Below are 21,005 nucleotides of genomic sequence, written 5' to 3' on the forward strand. Positions count from 1 at the left end.
TTTGATTAATGGTTGTTGCTTTTGGGTTACTTCTTGGCGAGATAGATGGAATCGTCGAAGGTGCTGATCCACTGGGGGCGGTACACCACCAGGATGGTGACGACCATTCCCGTCAGCCAGGCTTCGGAAAAGCCCAGCAGCAGGAAATAGGGCAGGTAGTCGTCGAGCAGCTTCTCCAGCGGGTAGGCCCCGCCCAGGTAGAGCAGGGCGCTGGCGGCGACGCCGGTGGCCAGGATGGTCAGGGCCGAACCGAAGAAGCCGTTGGCGAAGATGAAGACGAAGGGGTTCTTGCTCAGCCGGCGCTGGTTGAAACGGTAGATGCCGTAGGCCAGTAGCACCGGCAGGCCGGCCATGACCAGGGCGTTGAGGCCGAAACTCTCCCAGCCGGCGGCACCGTTGACCGTGATCCCGGCCAGCACCAGGGAAAGGCCGACGAAGGCCAGCCAGGGGCCGAACTCCAGGGTGAAGGTCATGGCGCCGAGGAGGTGCAGGTCGAGCCCGGGCAGGACGCCGGCCTTGATGCTCCACAGCAGGGTGAGGATGACGATGGTGCCCAGCCAGACGTTGGACTGGGCACTGTCGCCGAGCCGGCCCCAGGGGGCGCGGCGCAGGGCCAGCAGGAAGACTGCGGCGAACAGCCCCCAGCCCAGCCAGTGCAGGGCCGGGTCGAGGAGGTTGTCCGGCAGGTTCATGCCCGGCTCCTGCGGTGCTTGCGACTGCCTTAGACGGCGGCGGCCAGTTGGGGCACGACCTCGAACAGGTCGGCCACCAGACCGTAATCGGCCACCTGGAAGATGGGAGCTTCCGGGTCCTTGTTGATGGCGACGATGACCTTGGAGTCCTTCATGCCGGCCAGGTGCTGGATGGCGCCGGAAATGCCGATGGCGATATACAGCTGGGGCGCGACGATCTTGCCGGTCTGGCCCACCTGGTAGTCGTTGGGCACAAAGCCGGCATCCACGGCGGCGCGGGAAGCGCCCAGGGCGGCACCCAGCTTGTCGGCCAGGGGCTCCAGCAGGGTCTTGTAGTTCTCCCCGTTACCCAGGCCGCGACCACCGGAAACGATGATCTTGGCGGCGGTCAGCTCGGGGCGCTCGCTCTTGGTCAGTTCCCGGGAGACCAGCTTGGACTTGCCCAGGTCGGGACCGGCGGCGATGGCCTCGACTGCGGCGGAACCGCCTTCGGCCACGGCTTCAAAGCCGGTGGTACGCACGGTGATGACCTTCACGGCATCGGCGGACTGCACCGTGGCCAGGGCATTGCCGGCGTAGATGGGACGCACGAAGGTGTCGGCGGACTCGACCCCGACGATGTCGGAGATCTGGGCCACGTCCAGCAGGGCGGCGACGCGGGGCGCAAAGTTCTTGCCGTTGGTGGTGGCGGGGGCAACGATGTGGCTGTAGCCGGCCGCGTTGGCCACCACCAGGGCAGCGATGTTTTCGGCGGTCTGGTCGGCGTAGTGGGCGGCATCGGCCACCTTCACCTTGGCCACACCGGCCAGCTTGGCGGCTTCGGCAGCGGCGTTGGCACAGCCGGAACCGGCCACCAGCACATGGATTTCACCACCGATCTTGGCGGCTGCGGTGACGGCGTTCTTGGTCGCCGCCTTCAGGGATTGGTTGTCGTGTTCGGCAATGACGAGGATAGCCATTAGATCACCTTCGCTTCGTTCTTCAGCTTGCTCACCAGATCGGCCACGTCGGCCACCTTGACGCCGGCCTGGCGCTTGGCGGGCTCGGCCACCTTCAGGGTCTTCAGACGGGGGGCCACGTCCACGCCCAGGTCTTCCGGCTTGATGGTTTCCAGGGGCTTCTTCTTGGCCTTCATAATGTTGGGCAGGGTGGCGTAGCGCGGCTCGTTGAGGCGCAGGTCGGTCGTCACCACGGCCGGCAGGGCCATTTCCAGGGTTTCCAGGCCGCCGTCCACTTCACGGGTCACGGTGGCCTTGCCGTCGGCGATCACCACCTTGGAGGCGAAGGTGGCCTGGGGCCAGCCTTGCAGGGCGGCGAACATCTGGCCGGTCTGGTTGGAGTCGTCGTCGATGGCCTGCTTGCCGAAGATCACCACCTGGGGCTGTTCCTTGTCGGCCACGGCCTTGATCAGCTTGGCCACGGCCAGGGGCTGCAGGTCGGCGTCGGATTCGATCAGGATGCCGCGGTCGGCACCGATGGCCATGGCGGTGCGCAGGGTTTCCTGGCAACCGGCGACACCGGCGGAGACCACGATCACTTCGCTGGCGATGCCGGCTTCCTTGAGGCGAACGGCCTCTTCGACGGCGATTTCGTCGAAGGGGTTCATGGACATTTTGACGTTGGCAATATCAACGCCGGTACCGTCGCTCTTGACGCGCACCTTGACGTTGTAATCCACCACCCGCTTTACTGGTACCAGGACTTTCAATGTATCCTCCTTGGGACTACGCGAATTTGTCTGATGAATCTATCTGAGTATCCTACTCCGTCGGCCACCTTTGTGGGGCGTCTCCCGGCCTGCTCCGGGGAGTTTGACAGCCCCCGGCCCGAACCGCAGAATAGGCCCATACTCGCTGGTATGGATCAGCATACGGTAGCGTACGGAAAAACCCTTGTCAACGGCTTGAGATGAAACAGGAAAAAACAACAAAAGTCCGCACCCAGCTTGACCGCAGCGACTGGATCGAAGCGGCCATCAATGTCCTCGCCGACGAGGGAACCGACGGCCTGCGGGTGGAGGTCCTGGCCAAGAATTTCGGGGTGACCAAGGGCAGTTTCTACTGGCACTTCAAGGACCGTCAGGACCTGCTCATGGCCGTCCTGGAAACCTGGAAGGAAGGCCGCATCAAGGACATCATCAAGCAGACCACGGCCCAGCCCGGCAAGGAACGGGAACAGATCTACCACGTGATCCAGGTGTACAGCCTGGCGCGCAACCGCAAGGGCATCCCCATCGAGCTGGCGGTGCGCGACTGGGCCCGGCGTGATCCCCAGGCGGCGGCCATCGTCGAAGAGGTGGATACGTCGCGGCTGGAGTGCACGCGCAAGCTGTTCGTCGCCTGCGGTCTCTCCGAGAAGGAGGCGAAGAGCCGCAGTCTCATGCTCTACGCCTACGTCTTCGGCCAGAGCCTGATGATCTACGACCATTTCGACGACAACCTGGGCGCCCTGCGCGACTGGATCGCCGACCGCATCGTCCTGCCGACTCCCTGAGCTTTGCCGGACCGCCTGCCTGGCGGTCCTTTCACTCCCGTATCAGTTTCCCTTCCTGCATGCGCAGGCGCCGGCCGCAGCGGGCGGCGATTTCCTCGTCGTGGGTGACCAGTACCAGAGTGGTGCCCTGGTCCGCATTGAGCTTGAACATCAGGTCCACGATCTGGTGGCCGGTCTGGCCGTCCAGGTTGCCGGTCGGCTCATCGGCCAGCACCAGCTTGGGCTCCAGGGCGAAGGCCCGGGCCAGGGCGACCCGCTGCTGCTCGCCGCCGGAAAGGTGCTTCGGGTAGTGGCGCAGGCGCTGGCTCAGGCCCACCCGTTCCAGCCATTGCCGGGCCTTGGCCGCGGCCTCCCTGATGCCGGCCAGTTCCATGGGCAGCATGACGTTCTCCTCTGCAGTGAGGGAGGGTAGCAGCTGGAAGGACTGGAAGACGAAGCCCAGCATGCGGCCCCGCAGGCGGGCCCGGGCGTCTTCGTCGAGGTCGTTGAGATTCTCGCCGTCGAGGCGGACGGAGCCGCTGCTGGGCGAGTCCAGGCCGGCCAGGAGGCCGAGCAGGGTGGATTTGCCGGAGCCGGAGGCGCCGACGATGGCCACGGTTTCCCCCGCACTCACGCTGAATTCGATATCGTGCAAAATGGTCAGGGGCGTATCGCCGTTGTTGACGGTCTTGCCCAGACCCACCACTTCCACCAATGAATGTTCGGACATGCGGGAAAAAATCCTCGTCGTTTTGAAGTTGCTGCCCTGGCTGATGCTGCTGGCGGCGCCTGAAGTCATGGCCAGGACCATCCTGGTCTTCGGCGATTCCCTTTCCGCCGGCTACGGCATCCGCCAGGAGGCGGCCTGGCCGGCCCTGCTGCAGAACCGGCTGCAGGAAAGGCGTTTCGATTATAGCGTCGTCAATGCCAGCATCTCCGGGGAAACCACTGCCGGTGGCCGTTCCCGTCTGGAGGCCGCCTTGAGCAAGCACCAGCCTTCGGTGCTGGTGCTGGCCCTGGGGGCCAACGACGGCCTGCGGGGCCTGCCCCTGGCGGTGATGCGGGACAACCTGGCGGCCATGATCAAGGCGGCCCGCCGGCAACAGATCAAGGTGCTGCTGGTGGGCATGCGCCTGCCGCCCAATTTCGGCGCCTATGCCGACGACTTCCACCGCAGCTTCGCCGAACTGGCCCGGCAGGAGAAGCTGGCCTACGTGGATTTCCTGCTGGACGGCATGGCGGACAAACCCCAGCTGTTCCAGGCGGACAACCTGCATCCCCTGGCCGAGGCCCAGCCGCGCCTGCTCGACAATGTGTGGACGGGCCTGGCGCCCCTGCTCAGCGGGCGCTGACTGCAAGCCCCGGGGTGCCCGGGGATAGTTCGCCGATTACGGCCGCTTCGCCGAAACCGGCGTCGCGGAAGGCTGCCAGCACTTCCGCCGCCGCTTCCGGGGCGCAGCTCACCAGGAGGCCGCCGGAGGTCTGGGGGTCGGTGACGAGCTTCTGCTGCCATTCCTCCAGCCCCGCCTCCAGGGCCACTTCATGGCCGTAGCCGGCCCAGTTGCGGTTGGAGGCGCCGGTGGCGATGCCGGCCTGCACGTGTTCCACCGCCTCGGCGATGAGGGGCAGGGCGGCGAAGCGCACATGGGCCGCCAGCCCGGAGCCGCGGCAGATTTCCAGCAGATGGCCGGCCAGGCCGAAGCCGGTGACGTCGGTCATGGCGTGCACCGCCGGCAGTTCGGCCAGCCGGGTGCCGACCCGGTTGAGCTGGGTGGTGTAGGCGATCATGCGGCCATAGCCCTCGGCGGAAAGCCTGCCCTTCTTCAGGGCGGCGGAGAGGATGCCCACGCCCAGGGGCTTGCCCAGGATCAGCACGTCGCCCGCCTTGGCGCCGCTGTTCTTCTTCACCTTGTCCGGATGCACCAGGCCCAGGGCCACCAGGCCGTAGATGGGTTCCAGCACGTCGATGGAGTGGCCACCGGCGATGGGGATGCCCGCCTCGGCACAGACCGAGGCGCCGCCGGAGAGGATGCGCTCGATCACCGGCAGGGGCAGCTTGTCCAGGGGCATGCCCACCAGGGCCAGGGCCAGGATCGGCGTGCCGCCCATGGCGTAGATGTCGGAAATGGCGTTGGTGGCGGCGATGCGGCCGAAGTCGTGGGGATCGTCCACGATCGGGGTGAAGAAATCGGTGGTGGCCACCAGGGCCTGGCTGTCGTTGAGCTTGTAGACCGCCGCGTCGTCGGAGGACTCGGTGCCCACCAGCAGCTGGGGCGGAATGAGGGCGGCCGGGGTGGCGGCGAGGATCTGGGAGAGCACGGCCGGGGCAATCTTGCAGCCGCAGCCGCCGCCATGGGAAAAGGAGGTGAGCTTGATGTCGTCCATGGGGTTTGCCGTGGGAAGGTCGGGGAGGGGCGTTAGAATGGCGCCTCTTCCGGAAAAACGCCACCCCGACATGAAACATCCCGCCCTCGCCAGCGTCGCCCAACTGGGTGACTACGATGCCATCATCGACGTCCGCACGCCGGCCGAATTCGCCGAGGACCACGTACCCGGGGCCATCAACTGTCCGGTGCTGTCCAACGAGGAGCGCGTCACCGTGGGCACCCTGTACAAACAGGTGTCGCCCTTCGAGGCGAAGAAGGTGGGGGCGGCCCTGATCTCCATCAACATCGCCCGCCACCTGCAGGAGCGTTTCCGCGACATGCCCAAGGAGTGGCGGCCCCTCATCTATTGCTGGCGCGGCGGCCAGCGCAGCGGGGCGATGCAGATCATCTTCCGCCAGATCGGCTGGCGGGCGGACAAACTGGACGGCGGCTACAAGGCCTTCCGCCAGCACGTCATGGAGCAGATCGACGCCCTGGCGCCACGCTTTACCTACCGGGTGGTCTGCGGCGCCACCGGCAGCGGCAAGACCCGCATCCTCCAGGCCCTGGCCCGGCAGGGCGCCCAGGTGCTGGACCTGGAGACCCTGGCGGCCCACAAGGGCTCGGTGCTGGGGGTGCTGCCGGGCGAGCCCCAGCCGGCCCAGAAGGGCTTCGAGACCGCCCTGTGGCAGGCCCTGGCCGGCTTCGACAGCTCCCGGCCGGTGTTCGTCGAGGCCGAGAGTCGCAAGATCGGCCGCCTGCATCTGCCCGACGCCCTGCTCGAGGCGGTGCGGGGCGGTGAGTGTCTCGAGGTGGCGGCCAGCCTGCCGGCCCGGGTGGAATTCCTGCTGCGGGATTACGACTACTTCCTGCAAGACCCGGAATGGCTGGTGCGCCGCCTGGACAACCTGAAGGAGCTGCAGGGCAAGGAAACCGTGGCCCGCTGGCAGGCCCTAGCCCGGGAGGGCGGCTGGTCCCAGCTGGTGCAGGAACTGCTCGACCTGCATTACGACCCCCACTATCGCCGCTCCCAGGGCCAGAACTACCAGGGCCGCCGGCGTCACGATCCTTTCGTCAGCGACGACCTGAGCGACGCCGGCATCGAGGCCCTGGCCGCCAGCATGCTCGCCGCCGCCGGCGCGTGATAGTCTGGCAGGCCCGTCCCCTGGACTTTCCGGAGGTGCCATGCTGATCAAGGCCGACCAGTCCCTGTTGCTGATCATCGACATCCAGGAGCGCCTTGCTCCGGCGATCCACGAGGGCGAGGCCGTGATCGCCCACAATCTGTGGCTGACCCAGGTGGCCCGCCGCCTGGAGGTGCCGGTGCTGGCCACGGTCCAGTATCCCCGGGGCCTGGGCGCCACGGTGCCGGCCCTGGCGGAAATGCTGGCGCCGGAGGAGGTGGTGGAGAAAATCCATTTTTCCGCCGTGGCCGACGGCTGCCTCGACGAGCTGCCCGCCCTGGCCCGCCGCCAGGTGGTCATCACCGGCACCGAAACCCATGTCTGCGTGCTGCAGACGGCCCTGGACCTGCTGGGCCGGGGCAAGGAAGTGTTCGTGGTGGCCGAGGCGGTCGGCTCCCGCCGGCCCGAGGACAAGGCCCTGGCCCTGGAGCGCCTGCGCCAGGCCGGCTGCGTCATCGTCTCCCGGGAGATGGTGGCTTTCGAATGGCTGCACCGGGCCGGCACCGACCTGTTCCGGGCGGTGAGCCGGGACTTCATCCGCTAGCCTCCACCAAGGGCAGGGCCGGCAGGCGCGTCCGGCGGTGTTCTCCGGGCGGCCTTCCCGGCAAGGCAGCAAGGGCGCCATGTTCCAGGTAGGTGCCTTCAAGATCGTTACCCGGTGCGCTTCCCGCTCTGGTGGTGGCCGGGGCATGCCGGCTCCGGCTTTCATCCCTTATCCTTCATTCCGATTCCATCCCCACAGGAGATGTCCATGCTCAGCGGAAAAATCGCTCTCGTCACCGGTTCCACCTCCGGCATCGGCCTGGCCGTGGCCCGGGCCCTGGCCCGTAACGGCGCCGCGGTGATGCTCAACGATTCCCGTCCGGCGGCCGAGGCGGAAGGTCTGCGGGCGGCCATGGCCGCCGAGTTCGGTGTCAAGGTGGCCTACACCTCGGCCGACCTGGCCGATGCGGCCTCGGTGCGGGCCCTGGCGGCCGCCGCCGAGAAGCAGCTGGGAGTCGTGGACATCCTGGTGAACAACGCCGGCATCCAGCACGTGGCGGCGGTGGATGAATTCCCCGAAGAGAAGTGGGACCAGCTCATCGCCATCAACCTGTCCTCCGTCTTCCATGCCACCAAGGCCGTGCTGCCGGGCATGAAGGCGCGTAACTGGGGCCGCATCGTCAATATCGCCTCGGCCCACGGCCTGGTGGCCTCGCCCTTCAAGGCGCCCTACACCGCCAGCAAGCACGCGGTGGTGGGCTTTTCCAAGGCGGTGGCCCTGGAGGTGGCGGAGACCGGCATCACCTGCAACGCGGTGTGCCCCGGCTATGTGCGCACGCCCCTGGTGGAAAAGCAGGTGGCGGCCCAGGCCAAGGTGCACAACCTGCCGGAGGATCAGGTGATCCGCGACGTGATCCTGGCGGCCCAGCCCAACAAGCGCTTCCTTGAGGCCGACGACCTGGCCGAGTTCGTGCTGTTCCTCTGTTCCCCCGCCGGCGCCGGCATGACCGGCGCCGCCCTGCCCATGGACGGGGCCTGGACCGCCCGCTGAGGCACGCCGGGGCAGGGCAGGGCGCCCGGCCCCGATTTTCCGGCGTTGGTGGTGCGTTCGCCGGTGTTGGCCGCCCGTTGCCGGCAGGTTTGGAAGGCGGCCGGGTTATCGGCTACAATTCGGCTTTCCCGCAGCTATATCGTCATGACCAAATACGTCTTCGTCACTGGCGGCGTGGTTTCTTCCCTGGGTAAGGGAATTGCCGCTGCCTCTCTGGGTGCGATTCTCGAATCCCGCGGAATCACCGTCACCCACCTCAAGCTTGATCCCTACATCAACGTCGACCCGGGCACCATGAGCCCCTTCCAGCACGGCGAGGTGTTCGTCACCGAAGACGGCGCCGAGACCGACCTGGACCTGGGCCACTACGAGCGCTTCACCAGCGCCAAGATGGGCAAGCGCAACAACTTCACCACCGGCCAGATCTACGACACGGTGCTCAAGAAAGAGCGCCGCGGCGAGTACCTGGGCAAGACCGTGCAGGTCATCCCCCACATCACCGACGAGATCAAGGCCCACATCAAGCGTGGCGCCGAAGGGGCCGACGTGGCCATCGTCGAGGTGGGCGGCACCGTGGGTGACATCGAGTCCCTGCCGTTCCTGGAAGCCATCCGCCAGATGGGCTTCGAGGAAGGCCGCAACAACACCTGTTTCCTGCACCTGACCCTGCTGCCCTACATTCCCACCGCCGGCGAGCTGAAGACCAAGCCGACCCAGCATTCCGTCAAGGAACTGCGGGAAATCGGCATCCAGCCCGACGTGCTGCTGTGCCGCGCCGACCGGGAAATCCCGGAAGACGAAAAGGGCAAGATCGCCCTGTTCTGCAACGTCCAGCGGGAAGCCGTGATCGAGGTGCTGGACGCCGATTCCATCTACAAGATCCCGGCCATGCTGCACGACCAGATGCTGGACGAGATCGTCTGCCACAAGCTGGACATCCTGGCCAAGGCCGCCGACCTCTCCGTGTGGAACGGCCTGGTGGACGCCCTGGAGCACCCCCAGCACAGCGTGGAAATCGCCTTCGTCGGCAAGTACGTGGACCTTACCGAGTCCTACAAGTCCCTCATCGAGGCCCTGAAGCACGCCGGCATCCACACCCGTTCCAAGGTCAACATCCACTACCTGGATTCCGAGGACATCGAGAAGAACGGCTGCGGCGCCCTGAAGGGCATGGATGCCATTCTGGTGCCCGGCGGCTTCGGCAAGCGCGGCACCGAAGGCAAGATCGCCGCCATCCGCTACGCCCGTGAAAACAAGGTGCCCTACCTGGGCATCTGCCTGGGCATGCAGCTGGCCGTGGTGGAGTTCGCCCGGGACGTGGCCGGCATGGCCGGTGCCCACTCCACCGAATTCGAGCAGAACAGCCCCTTCCCGGTGATCGGCCTGATCACCGAATGGCAGGATGCCTCCGGCAAGGTGGAAAAGCGCGACGAAAATTCCGACCTGGGCGGCACCATGCGCCTGGGCGGCCAGCTGTGCCAGCTGGCCGACGGCACCCGGGCCCGCCAGATCTACGGCGCCCCCGAGATCGTCGAACGCCACCGCCACCGCTACGAAGTGAACAACACCCTGCTGGCCCAGCTGGAAGCCAAGGGCCTGGTCGTCGCCGGCCGCGCCCCCGGCACCGACCTGTGCGAAATGGTGGAACTGCCCGCCGACGTGCATCCCTGGTTCGTCGGTTGCCAGTTCCATCCGGAATTCACTTCCACCCCGCGCAACGGCCATCCCCTGTTCACCTCCTTCGTCCAGGCTGCCCTGAAGCAGCAACAGGCGACCGCCAAATGAAACTGTGCGACTTCGAGGTTGGCCTCGACCAGCCGATTTTCCTCATCGCCGGCCCCTGCGTCGCCGAGTCCGAGCAGCTGTGCGTGGACGTGGCCGGCCAGATGAAGGAAGTCTGCGGCCGCCTGGGCATCCCCTACATCTTCAAGGCGTCCTACGACAAGGCCAACCGCAGCTCCGGCAAGAGCTTCCGCGGCCTGGGCATGGATGCCGGCCTGAAGATCCTGGAGAACGTGCGCCGCCAGATCGGCGTGCCGGTGCTCACCGATGTGCACACCGAAGCCGAGGTACCCGCCGTGGCCGCCGTGGTGGACGTGCTACAGACCCCGGCCTTCCTCTGCCGCCAGACCGATTTCATCCACGCCGTGGCCGCTTCCGGCAAGCCGGTGAATATCAAGAAGGGCCAGTTCCTGGCCCCCGGCGACATGAAGAACGTGGTGGACAAGGCCCGGGAAGCCAACGGCGGCGCCGATACCATCATGGTCTGCGAGCGCGGCGCCTCCTTCGGCTACAACAACCTGGTCTCGGACATGCGCTCCCTGGCCATCATGCGCGACACCGCCTGCCCGGTGGTGTTCGACGCCACCCATAGCGTGCAGCTGCCCGGCGGGCAGGGCACCGCTTCCGGCGGCCAGCGCGAGTTCGTGCCGGTGCTGGCCCGGGCCGCCGTGGCCAGCGGCGTGGCCGGCCTGTTCATGGAAACCCATCCAAACCCGGCCTGCGCCATGTCCGACGGCCCCAACGCCTGGCCCCTGGACCGCATGGAATCCCTGCTCCGGGTGCTGGTGGGCATCGACCGTCTGGTCAAGTCCGGCCCCCTGGAAGAGCTGAGCCTCTGATGATCGCCCACGTCGTCCTGTTCAAGACCAAGCCCGGCATCGCCACCAACGATCCCCGGGTGGTGGCCCTGCTGGGCGAGCTGGACCAGTTGCCCAAGGCGGTGCCGGGCATCGTCACCTGGAAGCACGGCCCCAACGTGACCCTGGACCCCCAGGCCTGGGATTACGCCGTCTATGCCGAGTTCGAGACGGAAGGGGCGCTGCAGCGCTACTACGACAACGAGGTTCACGCCGACATCGTGCGGCGCTGGGACGAGATCGGCATGCTGCTCTTCTCCGACGTGAAGCTCTGAGATTTCCGCCATGGCCGCTTACCTCCTCGCCGAAGCCAGCGTCACCGATCCGGTGGCCTACGAGACCTACAAGCAGCTGGCCCAGACCGCCATCGCCCAGTACGGCGGCCGCTACCTGGTGCGGGGCGGCGCCAGCGAGGTGCTGGAAGGGGGCTGGAGCAAGCCGCCGCGGCTGGTGGTGGTGGAGTTCGAGAGCGTGGAGCAGGCCAAGAAATTCTACGATTCCCCGGAATACCGGGCGGCTCGTGCAGCAAGAAAAGAGGCGGCGGACATGAACATGCTCGTCGTCCAGGGTGTTTGAAGTTTTTAGTTTGCAACTTTTAAGAGCAAAGGGAGAAACATGAGCTCTGTCGTTGATGTCGTCGCCCGCGAAATCCTGGATTCCCGCGGCAATCCCACCGTTGAAGTCGATGTGCTGCTGGAATCCGGCGTCATGGGCCGTGCCGCCGTGCCGTCCGGCGCCTCCACCGGTTCCCGGGAAGCCATCGAACTGCGCGACGGCGAAGCCGGCCGCTATCTGGGCAAGGGCGTGCTCAAGGCCGTCGAGAACGTGAACACCGAAATCTCCGAGGCCATCATCGGCCTGGACGCCCAGGAACAGGCCTTCATCGACAAGACCCTGATCGACCTGGACGGCACCGAAAACAAGTCCCGCCTTGGCGCCAACGCCATGCTGGCCGTCTCCATGGCCGTGGCCAAGGCTGCTGCTGAAGAAGCCGGCCTGCCCCTGTACCGCTACTTCGGCGGCATGGGCCCGATGCAGATGCCGGTGCCGATGATGAACATCATCAACGGCGGTGCCCACGCCAACAACAGCCTGGACATCCAGGAATTCATGGTCATGCCCGTGGGCGCTTCCACCTTCCGCGAAGCCCTGCGCTGCGGCGCCGAAATCTTCCACGCCCTGAAGAAGCTGCTGGACAAGAAGGGCTTCTCCACCGCCGTGGGCGACGAAGGCGGTTTCGCTCCCAACCTGGGCAGCCACGCCGAAGCCATCCAGCTGTGCATGCAGGCCATCGAGAACGCCGGCTACACCCCGGGCCAGGATGTGCTGATCGCCCTGGACTGCGCCGCTTCCGAGTTCTACAAGGACGGCAAGTACCACCTGGCCGGTGAAGGTCTGCAGCTGACCTCCGCCCAGTTCGTGGACTACCTGGCCAACCTGGCCGACCAGTTCCCCATCGTTTCCATCGAGGACGGCATGGCCGAAGGCGACTGGGACGGCTGGAAGCTGCTGACCGAGCGTCTGGGCCAGAAGGTGCAGATCGTCGGCGACGACCTCTTCGTCACCAACACCAAGATCCTCAAGGAAGGCATCGACAAGGGCATCGCCAATTCCATCCTGATCAAGATCAACCAGATCGGTACCCTGTCCGAAACCTTCGCCGCCGTGGAAATGGCCAAGCGCGCCGGCTACACCGCCGTCATCTCCCACCGCTCCGGTGAGACCGAAGACAGCACCATCGCCGACATCGCCGTGGGCCTCAACGCCGGCCAGATCAAGACCGGCTCCCTGTCCCGCTCCGACCGCATCGCCAAGTACAACCAGCTGCTGCGCATCGAAGAGGACCTGGGCGATACCGCCTCCTACCCCGGCCGCGAAACCTTCTATAACCTGAAGTAAGGCCGACAGGGCCGGGAAGTTCCAATCCCGGCCCTTTTCGCATCCGACTATCGCCCGATCTCACCAATCACCCCATTCCATGCGCTGGCTCACCATCGGACTCATCGCCCTCATCACCCTGCTCCAGTATCCCCTGTGGCTGGGCAAGGGCGGCTGGCTGAAAGTCTGGGACGTGGACCGGCAACTGCAGCAGCAGAAGGACGCCAACCGCAAGCTGGAAGTGCGCAACGGCGGCCTCGATGCGGAAGTGCGGGATTTGAAGCAGGGTTACGACGCCATCGAGGAACGGGCCCGTTTCGAACTGGGCATGATCAAGGGCGACGAGGTCTTCGTGCAGTTGCCGGAGAAGGCGCCGGAACGGCCCGCCGAGCCGGCACCGGAAGTGCCGCCGGCGAAGAAGGCCCGGGCCTCCCGCTAGTCGTGGTGCAGCACAAGGAAAGGCAGCCATCCGGCTGCCTTTTTTCTTTGCTCGGTGGGGCTGCTGCAGTCGGTCGGCGGCAGCCCGGCCATTGCCGTCCTCTCCGGCAGCAATGGGCTTGGCGTCGCAATGGTTGTATAGTGCAACCATATTTCAGCCCGTCGGGAGGCGACATGGCAGATCCGGAACAGGCCCTGGTGGATGGCATCCGCGCCGCCTCGCGCCAGATGGTGCGGGAACTGGGATTCATGCAGGCGACCCTGGCTGCCACCGACTACCCGGCCTCCGCCGTGCATGCCCTCATCGAACTGGGCAAGCACGGCAGCATGAGTGCCGCGGCCATTGCCGCCTGTCTCGGCCTGGACAAGTCCAGCGTCAGCCGCATGCTGCGCAAGCTGGTGGATGCCGGCGAACTGACGGAGACGGTGAGCGATCACGATGGCCGCATCAAGAATCTGTCTTTGACGGGCCGGGGCCGCCGCACCCTGGCGGCGGTGGAGGCCTATGGCCGGCGGCAGGTGGAGGAGGCGCTGCAGCACATGGCGCCGGAGGCCCGCGGACTGGTCCACGCCGGGCTCGAAGCCTATGCCCGGGCCCTTGCCCAGGCGCGCAGCGGCGCCGCCGGAGCGGTCATTTCCCCGGTGCGGATCTGTCCGGGCTATCGGGTTGGGGTGATCGGCCGGGTGACCGAGATGCACGGGCTTTTCTACGCCCGCCACGCCGGTTTCGGCCAGTATTTCGAAAGCCAGGTGGCGACCGGCCTGGCGGAGTTCTGCGGGCGGCTGCAGCGCCCGGGCAACGGCCTGTGGGTCGCCTTGCAGGGGGAGCGTATCGTCGGCTCGGTGGCCATCGACGGCGAGGATCTGGGGCCCGGCCTCGCCCATCTACGCTGGTTCATCGTCGACGGGGCGGTGCGCGGCGGCGGTGTCGGCCAGCGTCTGCTGCAGGCGGCGCTGGCCCATTGCGACGGCTACGGCTTTGCCGAGACCCGGCTGTGGACCTTTGCCGGCCTCGAGGCGGCCCGCCATCTCTACGAGGCCAGGGGCTTCGTGCTGGGGGAGGAGCGCCAGGGCCGGCAGTGGGGCGAGACGGTGACGGAGCAGCTGTTCGTCCGCCCGGGCGTCGCGGGGTAAGTCCCAGGAGCGCCGTCGGCTGGCGAAATGGGTTGAGAAGCGGGGTTGAGAAGCGGGGTTGAGAAGCGGGCTGAGGAGCGGGCTGAGGAGCGCCTCTGCCCCCGTTTGGAAGGGGGCAGCCGTTCAGCTATCCGGAGGTCTTGCCGGGGGGCTCAGTGCAGCAGGCGCGGCGGCTGTTCCGCCTGTTCTTCCGGAATTTCCGTGTGCATCAACTCGCCCTCGCCGTTGGGATAGAGGGGGGCGCCGCAGTCGTCGCAGAATTCGAAGGGGAAACGGTGGTCGTGCACCACGATGTCGGTGACGCCGCATTCCCGCAGCACGGTTTCCATTTCCGCCACGGATTCGCTGTTTTCGTCCTCGGTGCCGATGAGGGCCCAGACGACGCCGTGGATGACCTTGTCCGCCTGGGACTGGAGGGAGAAGCCGAGGCGGTATTCCTCCAGGCGCTGGTCGTGGAAGGGGCCGATGGCCACCCGCAGGGAGGCCGGCTCGACGCCCATGACGGTCTGCAGGAAGGCGACGGAGGCGCGCAGGGAATAGGGCCGGGAATCCTTGTCCGCCTGGCGGCAGGCGGCATGGTAGGCGTCGGGCAGCAGGGCCTCGTAGGCGCAGCCGGTGAGCAGGGGCTCCAGGGCGGCGCCGCCCTGCTGGCGCCACTGCTGGCGTGCCACTTCCCGGTTGCCTTCCACCTCGTGCCAGTAGAAGAGGGGGCTGTGGCGGGGCACGGCGATGGCGGCCAGAAGGTAGCGGGTGTCGGAGAGGAAACGGTTGGTTTCCGGCATTTCCCGGGTGTCCAGGGCCATGTCCTGGCCGGCCAGGGCGCAGCGGCCCAGCTCGTTGGTGAGGCGGTAGGTGTCGCTGTAGCTGCGGGGCAGTTGGTCCGGGCTGAAGAGGAAGTCCACCACGGCGACGCGGGCCTCGGCCGCCAGGACGTGACCGCACAGCTGGGCCTTGAGGGCGGCCAGGGTGCCGGCGGGGATGTTGGCGGTGGGAATGCCGAAGCGGGACCAGGCCAGCACCGGCGCCGCCACCAGCAGCACGTCATAGTCCTGGCCCTGGTGGCTGACGAGGCACGACTCGGCCCGGGATTCCACCATGTCCGCCAACTCGTCGTGGGCCTGGGCGTTGGCCTCGTAGAGGCGGTCCAGGGCTGCGGTCAGTTCCTCCTCGTTGCCGTCGGCCAGCAGCTGCTCCACCAGGGCCGCCAGGCGCGCTTCCCAGAAGGCATCCTCCAGCTTGCCGCCGGATTCGGCGAGGCCGGTGGCTAGCCAGGAGAGTTGGGAAACATCGCGGGAGACGCGGGAGCGGGAGCCGAAGCGGGGTCGTTTCATGGTGATGAACTGCTCGAGGTGCCGGAACAAAGCGGGCGAAGCCGTAATTCTATCAACCCGCGGGCTGGTCCCGGGATTCTTCTGTGTCCTGGGGACGAGGCGGCATGAGGAATTCCCGGGGGGCCTGCCGGAAACGGGCGAACAGACTGGCGATCAGGCGACGCCCCTGGGCGAAGGAGACCTGGCGCGCCTTGAGGGCCACATACAGCGCCAGGGCAAAGCTGACGCCGAGATTGGCCGTGCCCACCAGGGCCACTCCCAGGCCTGCCAGGGCCAGTTCCTGCCAGGGTGCGGCGAAGTCCAGGGCGACGGCGGCGTAGCCCAGGTAGGCGGAGGAGAAGGCGATGTGGCGGATGTCCACCGGCAGGCCGAAGAGCACGCCGATGGCGGTCATGCCGCCGAGGAGGAAGCCGAAGAAGAAATTGCCGGCCAGGGCGCCCAGGTTGTTTTCCACGTAGGCGGCGACCCGTCGCATGCGGGCTTCGCCGAACAGGCGCTGGGGCCATTCCAGCTGCAGCAGGCGCTGGGGGATGCGGTTGTAGGCGGCCAGGTTGTCGTAATAGCCGGCGATGAGGCCGGCGAGGAACAGGCAGACCCCGGCCACGCCGGCGTAGAGGATGGCGCCGCTGTGCCAGGGATGCACGTCGGCCAGCAGGTGGTGGGCCTTTTCCGGTCCGATGAAGGGCGTGCCGCCCATGCTGCCGAGGACGAAGGCGATGAGCATGGCCATGGGAATGGCCAGGCCCACGTTGCCGATGATGGCGGCGATCTGGCTGCGGCAGGTGCGGGCCACCAGGCCGGCCAGGTTGTCCAGGTTGCGCGGTGTGGCGTTGCCGCCGGGGCCGGTGGCTTCGTCGATGCTGGCGGCGATGGCGTTGGCGGTCATGGCCGGCTGCTTGGTGGCGACGGTGCCATGGAGGATGTGGATGAGGACGAAACCCAGGCCGTAGTTGAGGCAGAAGGCCAGGGCTTCGGTCAGGGGCGGCAGGTGCAGCTTGGCCAGTTCCAGCTTGATGAGGGCCATGAAGGCGATGACGAAGCCGCCGAGCAGGGCCGAGCGCAGGAGGGCGAAGTATTCGCTGCGGCTCTCGGTGATGTAGTGCTCGCCGGTGCGGCCCGCATTCTCGGTGACGCGGCGGGCCAGCAGTTCCATGTTCTGGCGCCAGTAGGTGCCCAGGTCGTTCTTGCGGCACTCGGCCCGCACCAGCTGCTTGAACAGGGTCACCAGGGCCGGCAGGGCATCCTGCAGGCAGCGTTCCTGGCGCAACTGGCGCAGGACGGCGAGGAGGGCCTCGGCCCGCTCCAGGTGCTGGCGCAGCCGCTGCAGGTGGAAGGTGAGGGAGAGGCTGGTGCCTTCCCGGGCGGCCCGGTTGCGGATGCGGTCGCCGATGCCGCGGCACTGGTCGAACAGCACCAGCAGCTGGCGGTCGTCCTCCGCCGCAAATTCCGGCTCCCGCCACCACTGTTCGAACTGCTTGAGGAAGCGCAGCATCTCGGCGTTCTGGGCCAGGAAGGGGGACTCGAAGTTCTCGATGCTTGGTTCCACCCGCAGCAGTTCCGGTTCCAGGCCGATGGCGCTGATGCGGTAGGAAATGACCAGCAGGCCTTCCAGCAGCTGGGCCAGGGCCGGCGCCATGGGGGCGCCGCGAACGCTGCTGCGGCCCAGGTCGAGCAGGGTGAACAGGGCCAGCCATTCGGCGTCGGCGATGCCGTCCACCCACACCTCGTCGTCCGGCTCGGGGAACAGCAGGCCGAGCACGTCTTTCAGGTATTCGGGCGCCACCACGTCGGGCAGCAGGGTGCGGGAGAGGCGGCGGGCGGTCTCGGAAAAGAAGCCGGTGTTGGGAAAGACGCCGGCATCCACATAGAGGGAAACCTGTTTTTTCTCGGCGAAGAGGCGCAGCAGGGCCAGGCGCAGGCCGTCCCGCAGCTCGGGGCGGGTCTGCAGCAGGTAGCAGAGGGCGTGCAGGGCCTGGGTGGCGGCCGCCGTGTCGTCGCTGTCGGCGGGACGCAGGGCGTCCACCAGTTCGATGAGGGGGGACAGGAGGTCGCCGTCGGGGTTGGCGGCCAGGTCGCAGAGGCGCTGCAGCAGGGTTTCCAGGGGCTGGGGGGAAAGGGAGCGTGTCATAATGTTCTAATTCGTCCTTTTGACTTTCCGGTAGAAGATTTTGCCATGATTTTCGTCATCTCCCCGGCCAAGAGCCTGGATTTCGACACTCCGCCGGTGACGGCGGAATATACCCAGCCCGACTTCCTGGAGCGTTCCGCCGTCCTCGTGCAGCGCCTGCGGGAACTGTCGCCGGCGGAGCTGTCCCGGCTGATGGACATCTCCGACGCCCTGGCCGTGCTCAACGTCACCCGCTACGCCGAATGGGCGCCGCCCTTCACCCCGACCAATGCCAAGCAGGCCCTGCTGGCCTTCAACGGCGACGTCTATGAGGGCCTGGATGCCGCCTCCCTGCCGCCCGCTGGCCTGGCCTGGTGTCAACAGCACCTGCGCATTCTCTCCGGCCTCTACGGCCTGCTGCGGCCCCTGGACCTGATCCAGCCCTACCGCCTGGAAATGGGCACCAAGCTGAGCAACATCGCGGGCAAGGACCTCTATGCCTTCTGGGGCGAGGACATCACCCAGGCCCTCAATGCCGCCATGCCCCAGTCGGGGCCGGCAGTGCTGGTGAACCTGGCTTCCGAGGAATACTTCAAGGCGGTCAGGCCCAAGGCCCTCAAGGCCCGCGTCGTCAATTGCGTCTTCGAGGACTGGAAGGGCGGCCGCTACAAGATCATCAGCTTCTACGCCAAGCGGGCGCGGGGCCTCATGGTGCGCTATGCCGCCAGCCACGGCCTGACCCAGCCGGAAGGGCTGCAGGGTTTCAATGTGGACGGCTACGCCTTCGTCCCCGAGATTTCCGACGCGGACACCTATATTTTCCGGCGCCGGGTGGAGGCTTAAGGCATGCGTTTCGAACATCTGGTGGAAGTGAACGATCCGGACAATCCCTTGGCCTTCACCCTGGAACGGGAGCACCTGTGGGCCGGCCTCATGGCCCGGGTGGAGGATTCGGTGCCCTTCCTGCCCGGCATGGTGGAGTGCCGCATCCTCTCCCGGGAAGCGGGGGCGGTGGAGCGCCTGCTGGTCTTCGGCGCCGCCGAGGTGCGGGACCGGGCCAGCTATGTGGAGGCCGAGTGGGTCTGCTTCGAGACCCGGCGCACGGCCCAGCATGCCGGCGGCAGCCTCACCATCCGCATCGAGGAGCCGGAGGCGGGGCGCCTCTTCCTGCGCTTCACCTACGAGACTTCCTTCGCCGAGCCGGGGGACGACCCGGAGGCCGTCGCCTACGTGGATTACATCCGGGCGGCCTACCATGCGGCAGACCTGGACACCCTGGCGGTGATTCGGGAACTGGCCATGGCCCGCGCCACCCACTAGACTGAAGGCATGAACTTCATCCATCCCGCAAGCCTATTTCGACGGAGGCGCGCCATGAACACACGCATCTGCACCGCCCTGGTCCTGGGGCTGCTGGCCACGGCCGCCCAGGCCCAGAACAGCACCCAGATCTACCAGATGCCCAAGGAGCAATCCATCGAACTGGGGGACGGCCAGACCCTCTACCCCTACAAGAAGGCGCCGCCGATGGGCACGGTGATCGAGCAGGGCAACGCCACGCCCGGCATTCCCACCACCGGGGTACAGCCGTTGCCCACGGTTCCCGGCGCCCGCACGGCGCCGCGCAGCCCCAGCTACCGCTACTACCAGCCCCACAAGGACGGCAAGGGCACTTCCGTCATCGGTCCCGATGGCGTCACCTACTGTCGCAGCCCCAACGGCAAGCTGGTGGTTTGCTACTGAGGCGGCAGCCTCCCACGGCAACGAAATCGCACCAGGCCCGGGGCAGTTTCCCGGGCCTTTTTATTCCGCCCTAGAGCGTCACTTCCCCATCCACGTAGAACCAGCGGCCGTCCCGGCGCTGGAAGCGGCTCGTTTCGCCCATGCGGAAGGCACGGCCGTTGTCCTTGCCCCGGGCGGTGAAGCGGACCCGGCCCCAGCAGCCGTCCTGGTCCCCTTCCTGGCTGGCCTCATGCACCGTCAGCTCCAGCCACTTGGGCTGGGGCGGGGTGTGGGCGTCCAGGTCCGGCGGGCAGGTTTCCGCCGCCCAGGTGGCCACCAGGTAATCGCTCAGGCCCAGGGCGTAGGCGCTGTAGCGGGAGCGCATCAGGGCTTCCGGCGTCCCTGCCGGCTGGCCGCCGTGATAGACGCCGCAACAGCGGGCGTAGGGCTGGCCGGAGCCGCAGGGACAGGTGCGAACGGGAGCGGGCTTGGACATGGGGAGCAGGCGGGGAAAGGCGGAGTGGGCGGAATGAAAAAGCGGCAGGGCAAGTGCTGCCGCGTCAGGCGCAAGGTTGATGGTGCCAACTGCAAAAGGCAGAAACAACACTGCCGCCCATGGGCGGCAGCGCTGGCGGCGGCGCAAAGCCTTACATCATGCCGGCGACGGAGGCGTACATCTGGGTCGGCGACCGGCTGGGAGCGACGCTGCCGGACGGGCCTTGCTGCCCCAGGCTGACCTTGGTGGATTCTTCCACCGGCTCCCGGCGATCCTCGGCCTTGCTTTCCTGCTCCTTGCGCTCGACCTGGCGGGTCTCGGCCGTTTGCTGGGTCTGCTGCAACTGCTGGGTCTGGAGGGAGCTGCTTTGACTGCTGACTGCCTGAACCATGGGATGACTCCTGCGAGATAACACTTAAATCATAGGCCTATTTGCGACGGCGGCCAGGAGAATTTTCGCCGGCGGGCGGCAGGCCAGTCCCTAGGCGGCTTCCGGCGGGGCCGCCAGGCGCGCCAGGGCGGCCTGGGGGGTGAGTATCTGCAACTGGCCCAGGGCGCTGCGGCGGCGGGCCAGCTTGAGCACCAGCTTGTCCTTGGAGAGCAGCCAGTGGGCGCCGGCGGTAACCGCCAGTTCGATGAACTTCTGGTCGTCCCGGTCCCGGCACTTGGGCAGGGGCGGCGCTGTCACGTCGTCCGGCTGGCGCTGGGCCAGGGCGGCGTAGGCGGCGTAAATGGCGGCCTGCCGCGCCGGCTCCACCTTGAACTGGGGATAGGCCAGCACCCGGGCCAGTTCGTCCAGGGTGGCGCCGTTGGCCAGGGCCACGGCCCGGCCGGCGGCCAGTTCCCGGGCCAGGGGCTGCACCGAGGGTTCCTCGAACATGTAGAGGTCGAGGACCACGTTGGTGTCCAGCACCCAGCGTTGGGGCACGGACGGGGAATCGGTGGCGGGCATGGCGGCGGGGCAGGTCCAGAGCGGCGGAGGGCGACATTCTACCGGAGGGGCGCCGGCGAC

General features: G+C 67.0%; 25 protein-coding genes. 15 read left to right on the top strand and 10 right to left on the bottom strand.

Going from position 1 to position 21,005, the window contains the following annotated elements; translation table 11 throughout:
• Positions 1 to 26: 26 nt before the first annotated feature.
• From AC3QLZ_RS00875 to AC3QLZ_RS00885, 3 genes are read right to left on the bottom strand one after another with little or no spacing between them, the layout of a single operon-like run.
• The gene (locus AC3QLZ_RS00875) at positions 27 to 692 is read right to left on the bottom strand and encodes an energy-coupling factor ABC transporter permease (RefSeq protein WP_014237358.1); all 666 of its coding nucleotides are present in this window, start codon (positions 690 to 692) and stop codon (positions 27 to 29) included.
• A gap of 29 nt (positions 693 to 721) precedes the next feature.
• Positions 722 to 1,651 (bottom strand): electron transfer flavoprotein subunit alpha/FixB family protein, encoded by a 930-nt coding sequence (locus AC3QLZ_RS00880; protein WP_014237359.1) that lies wholly within the window; start codon positions 1,649 to 1,651, stop codon positions 722 to 724.
• Positions 1,651 to 2,400 carry an electron transfer flavoprotein subunit beta/FixA family protein gene (locus AC3QLZ_RS00885; protein ID WP_014237360.1) on the bottom strand — a complete coding sequence of 250 codons (750 nt, stop codon included), beginning with the start codon at positions 2,398 to 2,400 and terminating at the stop codon, positions 1,651 to 1,653. The genes AC3QLZ_RS00880 and AC3QLZ_RS00885 overlap by 1 nt, the downstream gene beginning before the upstream one ends.
• Before the next feature lie 200 nt (positions 2,401 to 2,600).
• Between AC3QLZ_RS00885 and AC3QLZ_RS00890 the strand changes: the two genes are divergently transcribed.
• Positions 2,601 to 3,185 carry a TetR/AcrR family transcriptional regulator gene (locus AC3QLZ_RS00890; protein WP_014237361.1) on the top strand — a complete coding sequence of 195 codons (585 nt, stop codon included), beginning with the start codon at positions 2,601 to 2,603 and terminating at the stop codon, positions 3,183 to 3,185.
• A 31-nt stretch (positions 3,186 to 3,216) separates the two neighbouring features.
• Here AC3QLZ_RS00890 and AC3QLZ_RS00895 read toward each other — a convergent pair whose 3' ends face one another.
• Complete coding sequence (locus tag AC3QLZ_RS00895; protein ID WP_043798114.1) at positions 3,217 to 3,894, bottom strand: ABC transporter ATP-binding protein; 678 nt, start codon at positions 3,892 to 3,894, stop codon at positions 3,217 to 3,219.
• Here AC3QLZ_RS00895 and AC3QLZ_RS00900 point away from each other — a divergent pair.
• Positions 3,893 to 4,516 carry an arylesterase gene (locus AC3QLZ_RS00900; protein WP_014237363.1) on the top strand — a complete coding sequence of 208 codons (624 nt, stop codon included), beginning with the start codon at positions 3,893 to 3,895 and terminating at the stop codon, positions 4,514 to 4,516. The two genes, AC3QLZ_RS00895 and AC3QLZ_RS00900, sit on opposite strands and share 2 nt — an antisense overlap.
• Here the strand turns inward: AC3QLZ_RS00900 and selD are convergent.
• Positions 4,503 to 5,549 carry a selenide, water dikinase SelD gene (selD, locus tag AC3QLZ_RS00905; RefSeq protein ID WP_014237364.1) on the bottom strand — a complete coding sequence of 349 codons (1,047 nt, stop codon included), beginning with the start codon at positions 5,547 to 5,549 and terminating at the stop codon, positions 4,503 to 4,505. The two genes, AC3QLZ_RS00900 and selD, sit on opposite strands and share 14 nt — an antisense overlap.
• A 70-nt stretch (positions 5,550 to 5,619) precedes the next feature.
• Here selD and mnmH point away from each other — a divergent pair, with 70 nt between their 5' ends.
• The 10 genes from mnmH to AC3QLZ_RS00955 all read left to right on the top strand — a co-directional run bounded on the left by mnmH (position 5,620) and on the right by AC3QLZ_RS00955 (position 14,337).
• Positions 5,620 to 6,675 (top strand): tRNA 2-selenouridine(34) synthase MnmH, encoded by a 1,056-nt coding sequence (gene mnmH / locus AC3QLZ_RS00910; protein ID WP_043798118.1) that lies wholly within the window; start codon positions 5,620 to 5,622, stop codon positions 6,673 to 6,675.
• A gap of 40 nt (positions 6,676 to 6,715) precedes the next feature.
• On the top strand, positions 6,716 to 7,258 hold the full coding sequence (locus tag AC3QLZ_RS00915; RefSeq protein WP_014237366.1) for a hydrolase: 543 nt from the start codon (positions 6,716 to 6,718) through the stop codon (positions 7,256 to 7,258).
• 207 nt (positions 7,259 to 7,465) lie between these two features.
• The gene (locus tag AC3QLZ_RS00920) at positions 7,466 to 8,248 is read left to right on the top strand and encodes a 3-hydroxybutyrate dehydrogenase (protein WP_492783295.1); all 783 of its coding nucleotides are present in this window, start codon (positions 7,466 to 7,468) and stop codon (positions 8,246 to 8,248) included.
• 144 nt (positions 8,249 to 8,392) lie between these two features.
• On the top strand, positions 8,393 to 10,033 hold the full coding sequence (gene pyrG / locus AC3QLZ_RS00925; RefSeq protein ID WP_014237368.1) for a CTP synthase: 1,641 nt from the start codon (positions 8,393 to 8,395) through the stop codon (positions 10,031 to 10,033).
• A complete protein-coding gene (gene kdsA / locus AC3QLZ_RS00930; RefSeq protein WP_014237369.1) occupies positions 10,030 to 10,869 on the top strand; it encodes a 3-deoxy-8-phosphooctulonate synthase in 840 nt (279 codons plus the stop codon). The genes pyrG and kdsA overlap by 4 nt, the downstream gene beginning before the upstream one ends.
• Complete coding sequence (locus tag AC3QLZ_RS00935; protein ID WP_014237370.1) at positions 10,869 to 11,162, top strand: Dabb family protein; 294 nt, start codon at positions 10,869 to 10,871, stop codon at positions 11,160 to 11,162. Before kdsA ends, AC3QLZ_RS00935 begins: the two co-directional genes overlap by 1 nt.
• 10 nt (positions 11,163 to 11,172) lie before the next feature.
• A complete protein-coding gene (locus AC3QLZ_RS00940) occupies positions 11,173 to 11,463 on the top strand; it encodes a DUF1330 domain-containing protein (protein WP_014237371.1) in 291 nt (96 codons plus the stop codon).
• A gap of 39 nt (positions 11,464 to 11,502) precedes the next feature.
• A complete protein-coding gene (eno, locus tag AC3QLZ_RS00945; protein ID WP_014237372.1) occupies positions 11,503 to 12,786 on the top strand; it encodes a phosphopyruvate hydratase in 1,284 nt (427 codons plus the stop codon).
• Positions 12,787 to 12,865: 79 nt separating this feature from the next.
• Positions 12,866 to 13,204 (top strand): cell division protein FtsB, encoded by a 339-nt coding sequence (gene ftsB / locus AC3QLZ_RS00950; protein ID WP_014237373.1) that lies wholly within the window; start codon positions 12,866 to 12,868, stop codon positions 13,202 to 13,204.
• A 173-nt stretch (positions 13,205 to 13,377) separates the two neighbouring features.
• Complete coding sequence (locus AC3QLZ_RS00955; RefSeq protein WP_014237374.1) at positions 13,378 to 14,337, top strand: bifunctional helix-turn-helix transcriptional regulator/GNAT family N-acetyltransferase; 960 nt, start codon at positions 13,378 to 13,380, stop codon at positions 14,335 to 14,337.
• Positions 14,338 to 14,489: 152 nt separating this feature from the next.
• Here the strand turns inward: AC3QLZ_RS00955 and AC3QLZ_RS00960 are convergent, their stop codons facing one another.
• Positions 14,490 to 15,668 carry a DUF2863 family protein gene (locus AC3QLZ_RS00960; RefSeq protein ID WP_014237375.1) on the bottom strand — a complete coding sequence of 393 codons (1,179 nt, stop codon included), beginning with the start codon at positions 15,666 to 15,668 and terminating at the stop codon, positions 14,490 to 14,492.
• A gap of 52 nt (positions 15,669 to 15,720) precedes the next feature.
• Positions 15,721 to 17,796: a site-specific recombinase gene (locus tag AC3QLZ_RS00965; RefSeq protein WP_014237376.1), complete on the bottom strand. Its 2,076-nt coding sequence runs from the start codon at positions 17,794 to 17,796 to the stop codon at positions 15,721 to 15,723.
• A 45-nt stretch (positions 17,797 to 17,841) separates the two neighbouring features.
• Between AC3QLZ_RS00965 and yaaA the strand changes: the two genes are divergently transcribed.
• The 3 genes from yaaA to AC3QLZ_RS00980 are packed head-to-tail and all read left to right on the top strand — an operon-like array spanning position 17,842 to position 19,518.
• Positions 17,842 to 18,618 (top strand): peroxide stress protein YaaA, encoded by a 777-nt coding sequence (gene yaaA, locus AC3QLZ_RS00970; RefSeq protein ID WP_014237377.1) that lies wholly within the window; start codon positions 17,842 to 17,844, stop codon positions 18,616 to 18,618.
• A gap of 3 nt (positions 18,619 to 18,621) precedes the next feature.
• Positions 18,622 to 19,095, top strand: a complete 474-nt coding sequence (locus AC3QLZ_RS00975; RefSeq protein ID WP_014237378.1) for an AtaL-like protein — start codon at positions 18,622 to 18,624, stop codon at positions 19,093 to 19,095.
• 54 nt (positions 19,096 to 19,149) lie between these two features.
• Positions 19,150 to 19,518, top strand: coding sequence for a hypothetical protein (locus AC3QLZ_RS00980; protein WP_014237379.1), 369 nt, complete (start codon positions 19,150 to 19,152; stop codon positions 19,516 to 19,518).
• A 70-nt stretch (positions 19,519 to 19,588) separates the two neighbouring features.
• Here AC3QLZ_RS00980 and AC3QLZ_RS00985 read toward each other — a convergent pair whose 3' ends face one another.
• From AC3QLZ_RS00985 to AC3QLZ_RS00995, 3 genes are all read right to left on the bottom strand, one after another.
• Positions 19,589 to 19,993 carry a YchJ family protein gene (locus tag AC3QLZ_RS00985; protein WP_014237380.1) on the bottom strand — a complete coding sequence of 135 codons (405 nt, stop codon included), beginning with the start codon at positions 19,991 to 19,993 and terminating at the stop codon, positions 19,589 to 19,591.
• Between the two features lie 151 nt (positions 19,994 to 20,144).
• A complete protein-coding gene (locus AC3QLZ_RS00990; protein ID WP_014237381.1) occupies positions 20,145 to 20,384 on the bottom strand; it encodes a hypothetical protein in 240 nt (79 codons plus the stop codon).
• Positions 20,385 to 20,474: 90 nt separating this feature from the next.
• Entirely contained in the window at positions 20,475 to 20,945 is a 471-nt protein-coding gene (locus AC3QLZ_RS00995) for a putative toxin-antitoxin system toxin component, PIN family (protein ID WP_014237382.1), read from the bottom strand.
• Positions 20,946 to 21,005: the final 60 nt, after the last annotated feature.

The organism is Azospira sp. MPR-LB4, assembly GCF_058809525.1.

Excerpts from the sequence above, each read along its gene's own strand:
- AC3QLZ_RS00875 (WP_014237358.1), bottom strand. The coding sequence starts at position 692 with ATGAACCTGCCGGACAACCTCCTCGACCCGGCCCTGCACTGGCTGGGC.
- AC3QLZ_RS00880 (WP_014237359.1), bottom strand. The coding sequence starts at position 1,651 with ATGGCTATCCTCGTCATTGCCGAACACGACAACCAATCCCTGAAGGCG.
- AC3QLZ_RS00890 (WP_014237361.1), top strand. The coding sequence starts at position 2,601 with ATGAAACAGGAAAAAACAACAAAAGTCCGCACCCAGCTTGACCGCAGC.
- AC3QLZ_RS00900 (WP_014237363.1), top strand. The coding sequence starts at position 3,893 with ATGCGGGAAAAAATCCTCGTCGTTTTGAAGTTGCTGCCCTGGCTGATG.
- AC3QLZ_RS00895 (WP_043798114.1), bottom strand. The coding sequence starts at position 3,894 with ATGTCCGAACATTCATTGGTGGAAGTGGTGGGTCTGGGCAAGACCGTC.
- selD (WP_014237364.1), bottom strand. The coding sequence starts at position 5,549 with ATGGACGACATCAAGCTCACCTCCTTTTCCCATGGCGGCGGCTGCGGC.
- mnmH (WP_043798118.1), top strand. The coding sequence starts at position 5,620 with ATGAAACATCCCGCCCTCGCCAGCGTCGCCCAACTGGGTGACTACGAT.
- AC3QLZ_RS00915 (WP_014237366.1), top strand. The coding sequence starts at position 6,716 with ATGCTGATCAAGGCCGACCAGTCCCTGTTGCTGATCATCGACATCCAG.
- AC3QLZ_RS00920 (WP_492783295.1), top strand. The coding sequence starts at position 7,466 with ATGCTCAGCGGAAAAATCGCTCTCGTCACCGGTTCCACCTCCGGCATC.
- pyrG (WP_014237368.1), top strand. The coding sequence starts at position 8,393 with ATGACCAAATACGTCTTCGTCACTGGCGGCGTGGTTTCTTCCCTGGGT.
- kdsA (WP_014237369.1), top strand. The coding sequence starts at position 10,030 with ATGAAACTGTGCGACTTCGAGGTTGGCCTCGACCAGCCGATTTTCCTC.
- AC3QLZ_RS00935 (WP_014237370.1), top strand. The coding sequence starts at position 10,869 with ATGATCGCCCACGTCGTCCTGTTCAAGACCAAGCCCGGCATCGCCACC.
- AC3QLZ_RS00940 (WP_014237371.1), top strand. The coding sequence starts at position 11,173 with ATGGCCGCTTACCTCCTCGCCGAAGCCAGCGTCACCGATCCGGTGGCC.
- eno (WP_014237372.1), top strand. The coding sequence starts at position 11,503 with ATGAGCTCTGTCGTTGATGTCGTCGCCCGCGAAATCCTGGATTCCCGC.
- ftsB (WP_014237373.1), top strand. The coding sequence starts at position 12,866 with ATGCGCTGGCTCACCATCGGACTCATCGCCCTCATCACCCTGCTCCAG.
- AC3QLZ_RS00955 (WP_014237374.1), top strand. The coding sequence starts at position 13,378 with ATGGCAGATCCGGAACAGGCCCTGGTGGATGGCATCCGCGCCGCCTCG.
- AC3QLZ_RS00960 (WP_014237375.1), bottom strand. The coding sequence starts at position 15,668 with ATGAAACGACCCCGCTTCGGCTCCCGCTCCCGCGTCTCCCGCGATGTT.
- AC3QLZ_RS00965 (WP_014237376.1), bottom strand. The coding sequence starts at position 17,796 with ATGACACGCTCCCTTTCCCCCCAGCCCCTGGAAACCCTGCTGCAGCGC.
- yaaA (WP_014237377.1), top strand. The coding sequence starts at position 17,842 with ATGATTTTCGTCATCTCCCCGGCCAAGAGCCTGGATTTCGACACTCCG.
- AC3QLZ_RS00975 (WP_014237378.1), top strand. The coding sequence starts at position 18,622 with ATGCGTTTCGAACATCTGGTGGAAGTGAACGATCCGGACAATCCCTTG.
- AC3QLZ_RS00980 (WP_014237379.1), top strand. The coding sequence starts at position 19,150 with ATGAACACACGCATCTGCACCGCCCTGGTCCTGGGGCTGCTGGCCACG.
- AC3QLZ_RS00985 (WP_014237380.1), bottom strand. The coding sequence starts at position 19,993 with ATGTCCAAGCCCGCTCCCGTTCGCACCTGTCCCTGCGGCTCCGGCCAG.
- AC3QLZ_RS00990 (WP_014237381.1), bottom strand. The coding sequence starts at position 20,384 with ATGGTTCAGGCAGTCAGCAGTCAAAGCAGCTCCCTCCAGACCCAGCAG.
- AC3QLZ_RS00995 (WP_014237382.1), bottom strand. The coding sequence starts at position 20,945 with ATGCCCGCCACCGATTCCCCGTCCGTGCCCCAACGCTGGGTGCTGGAC.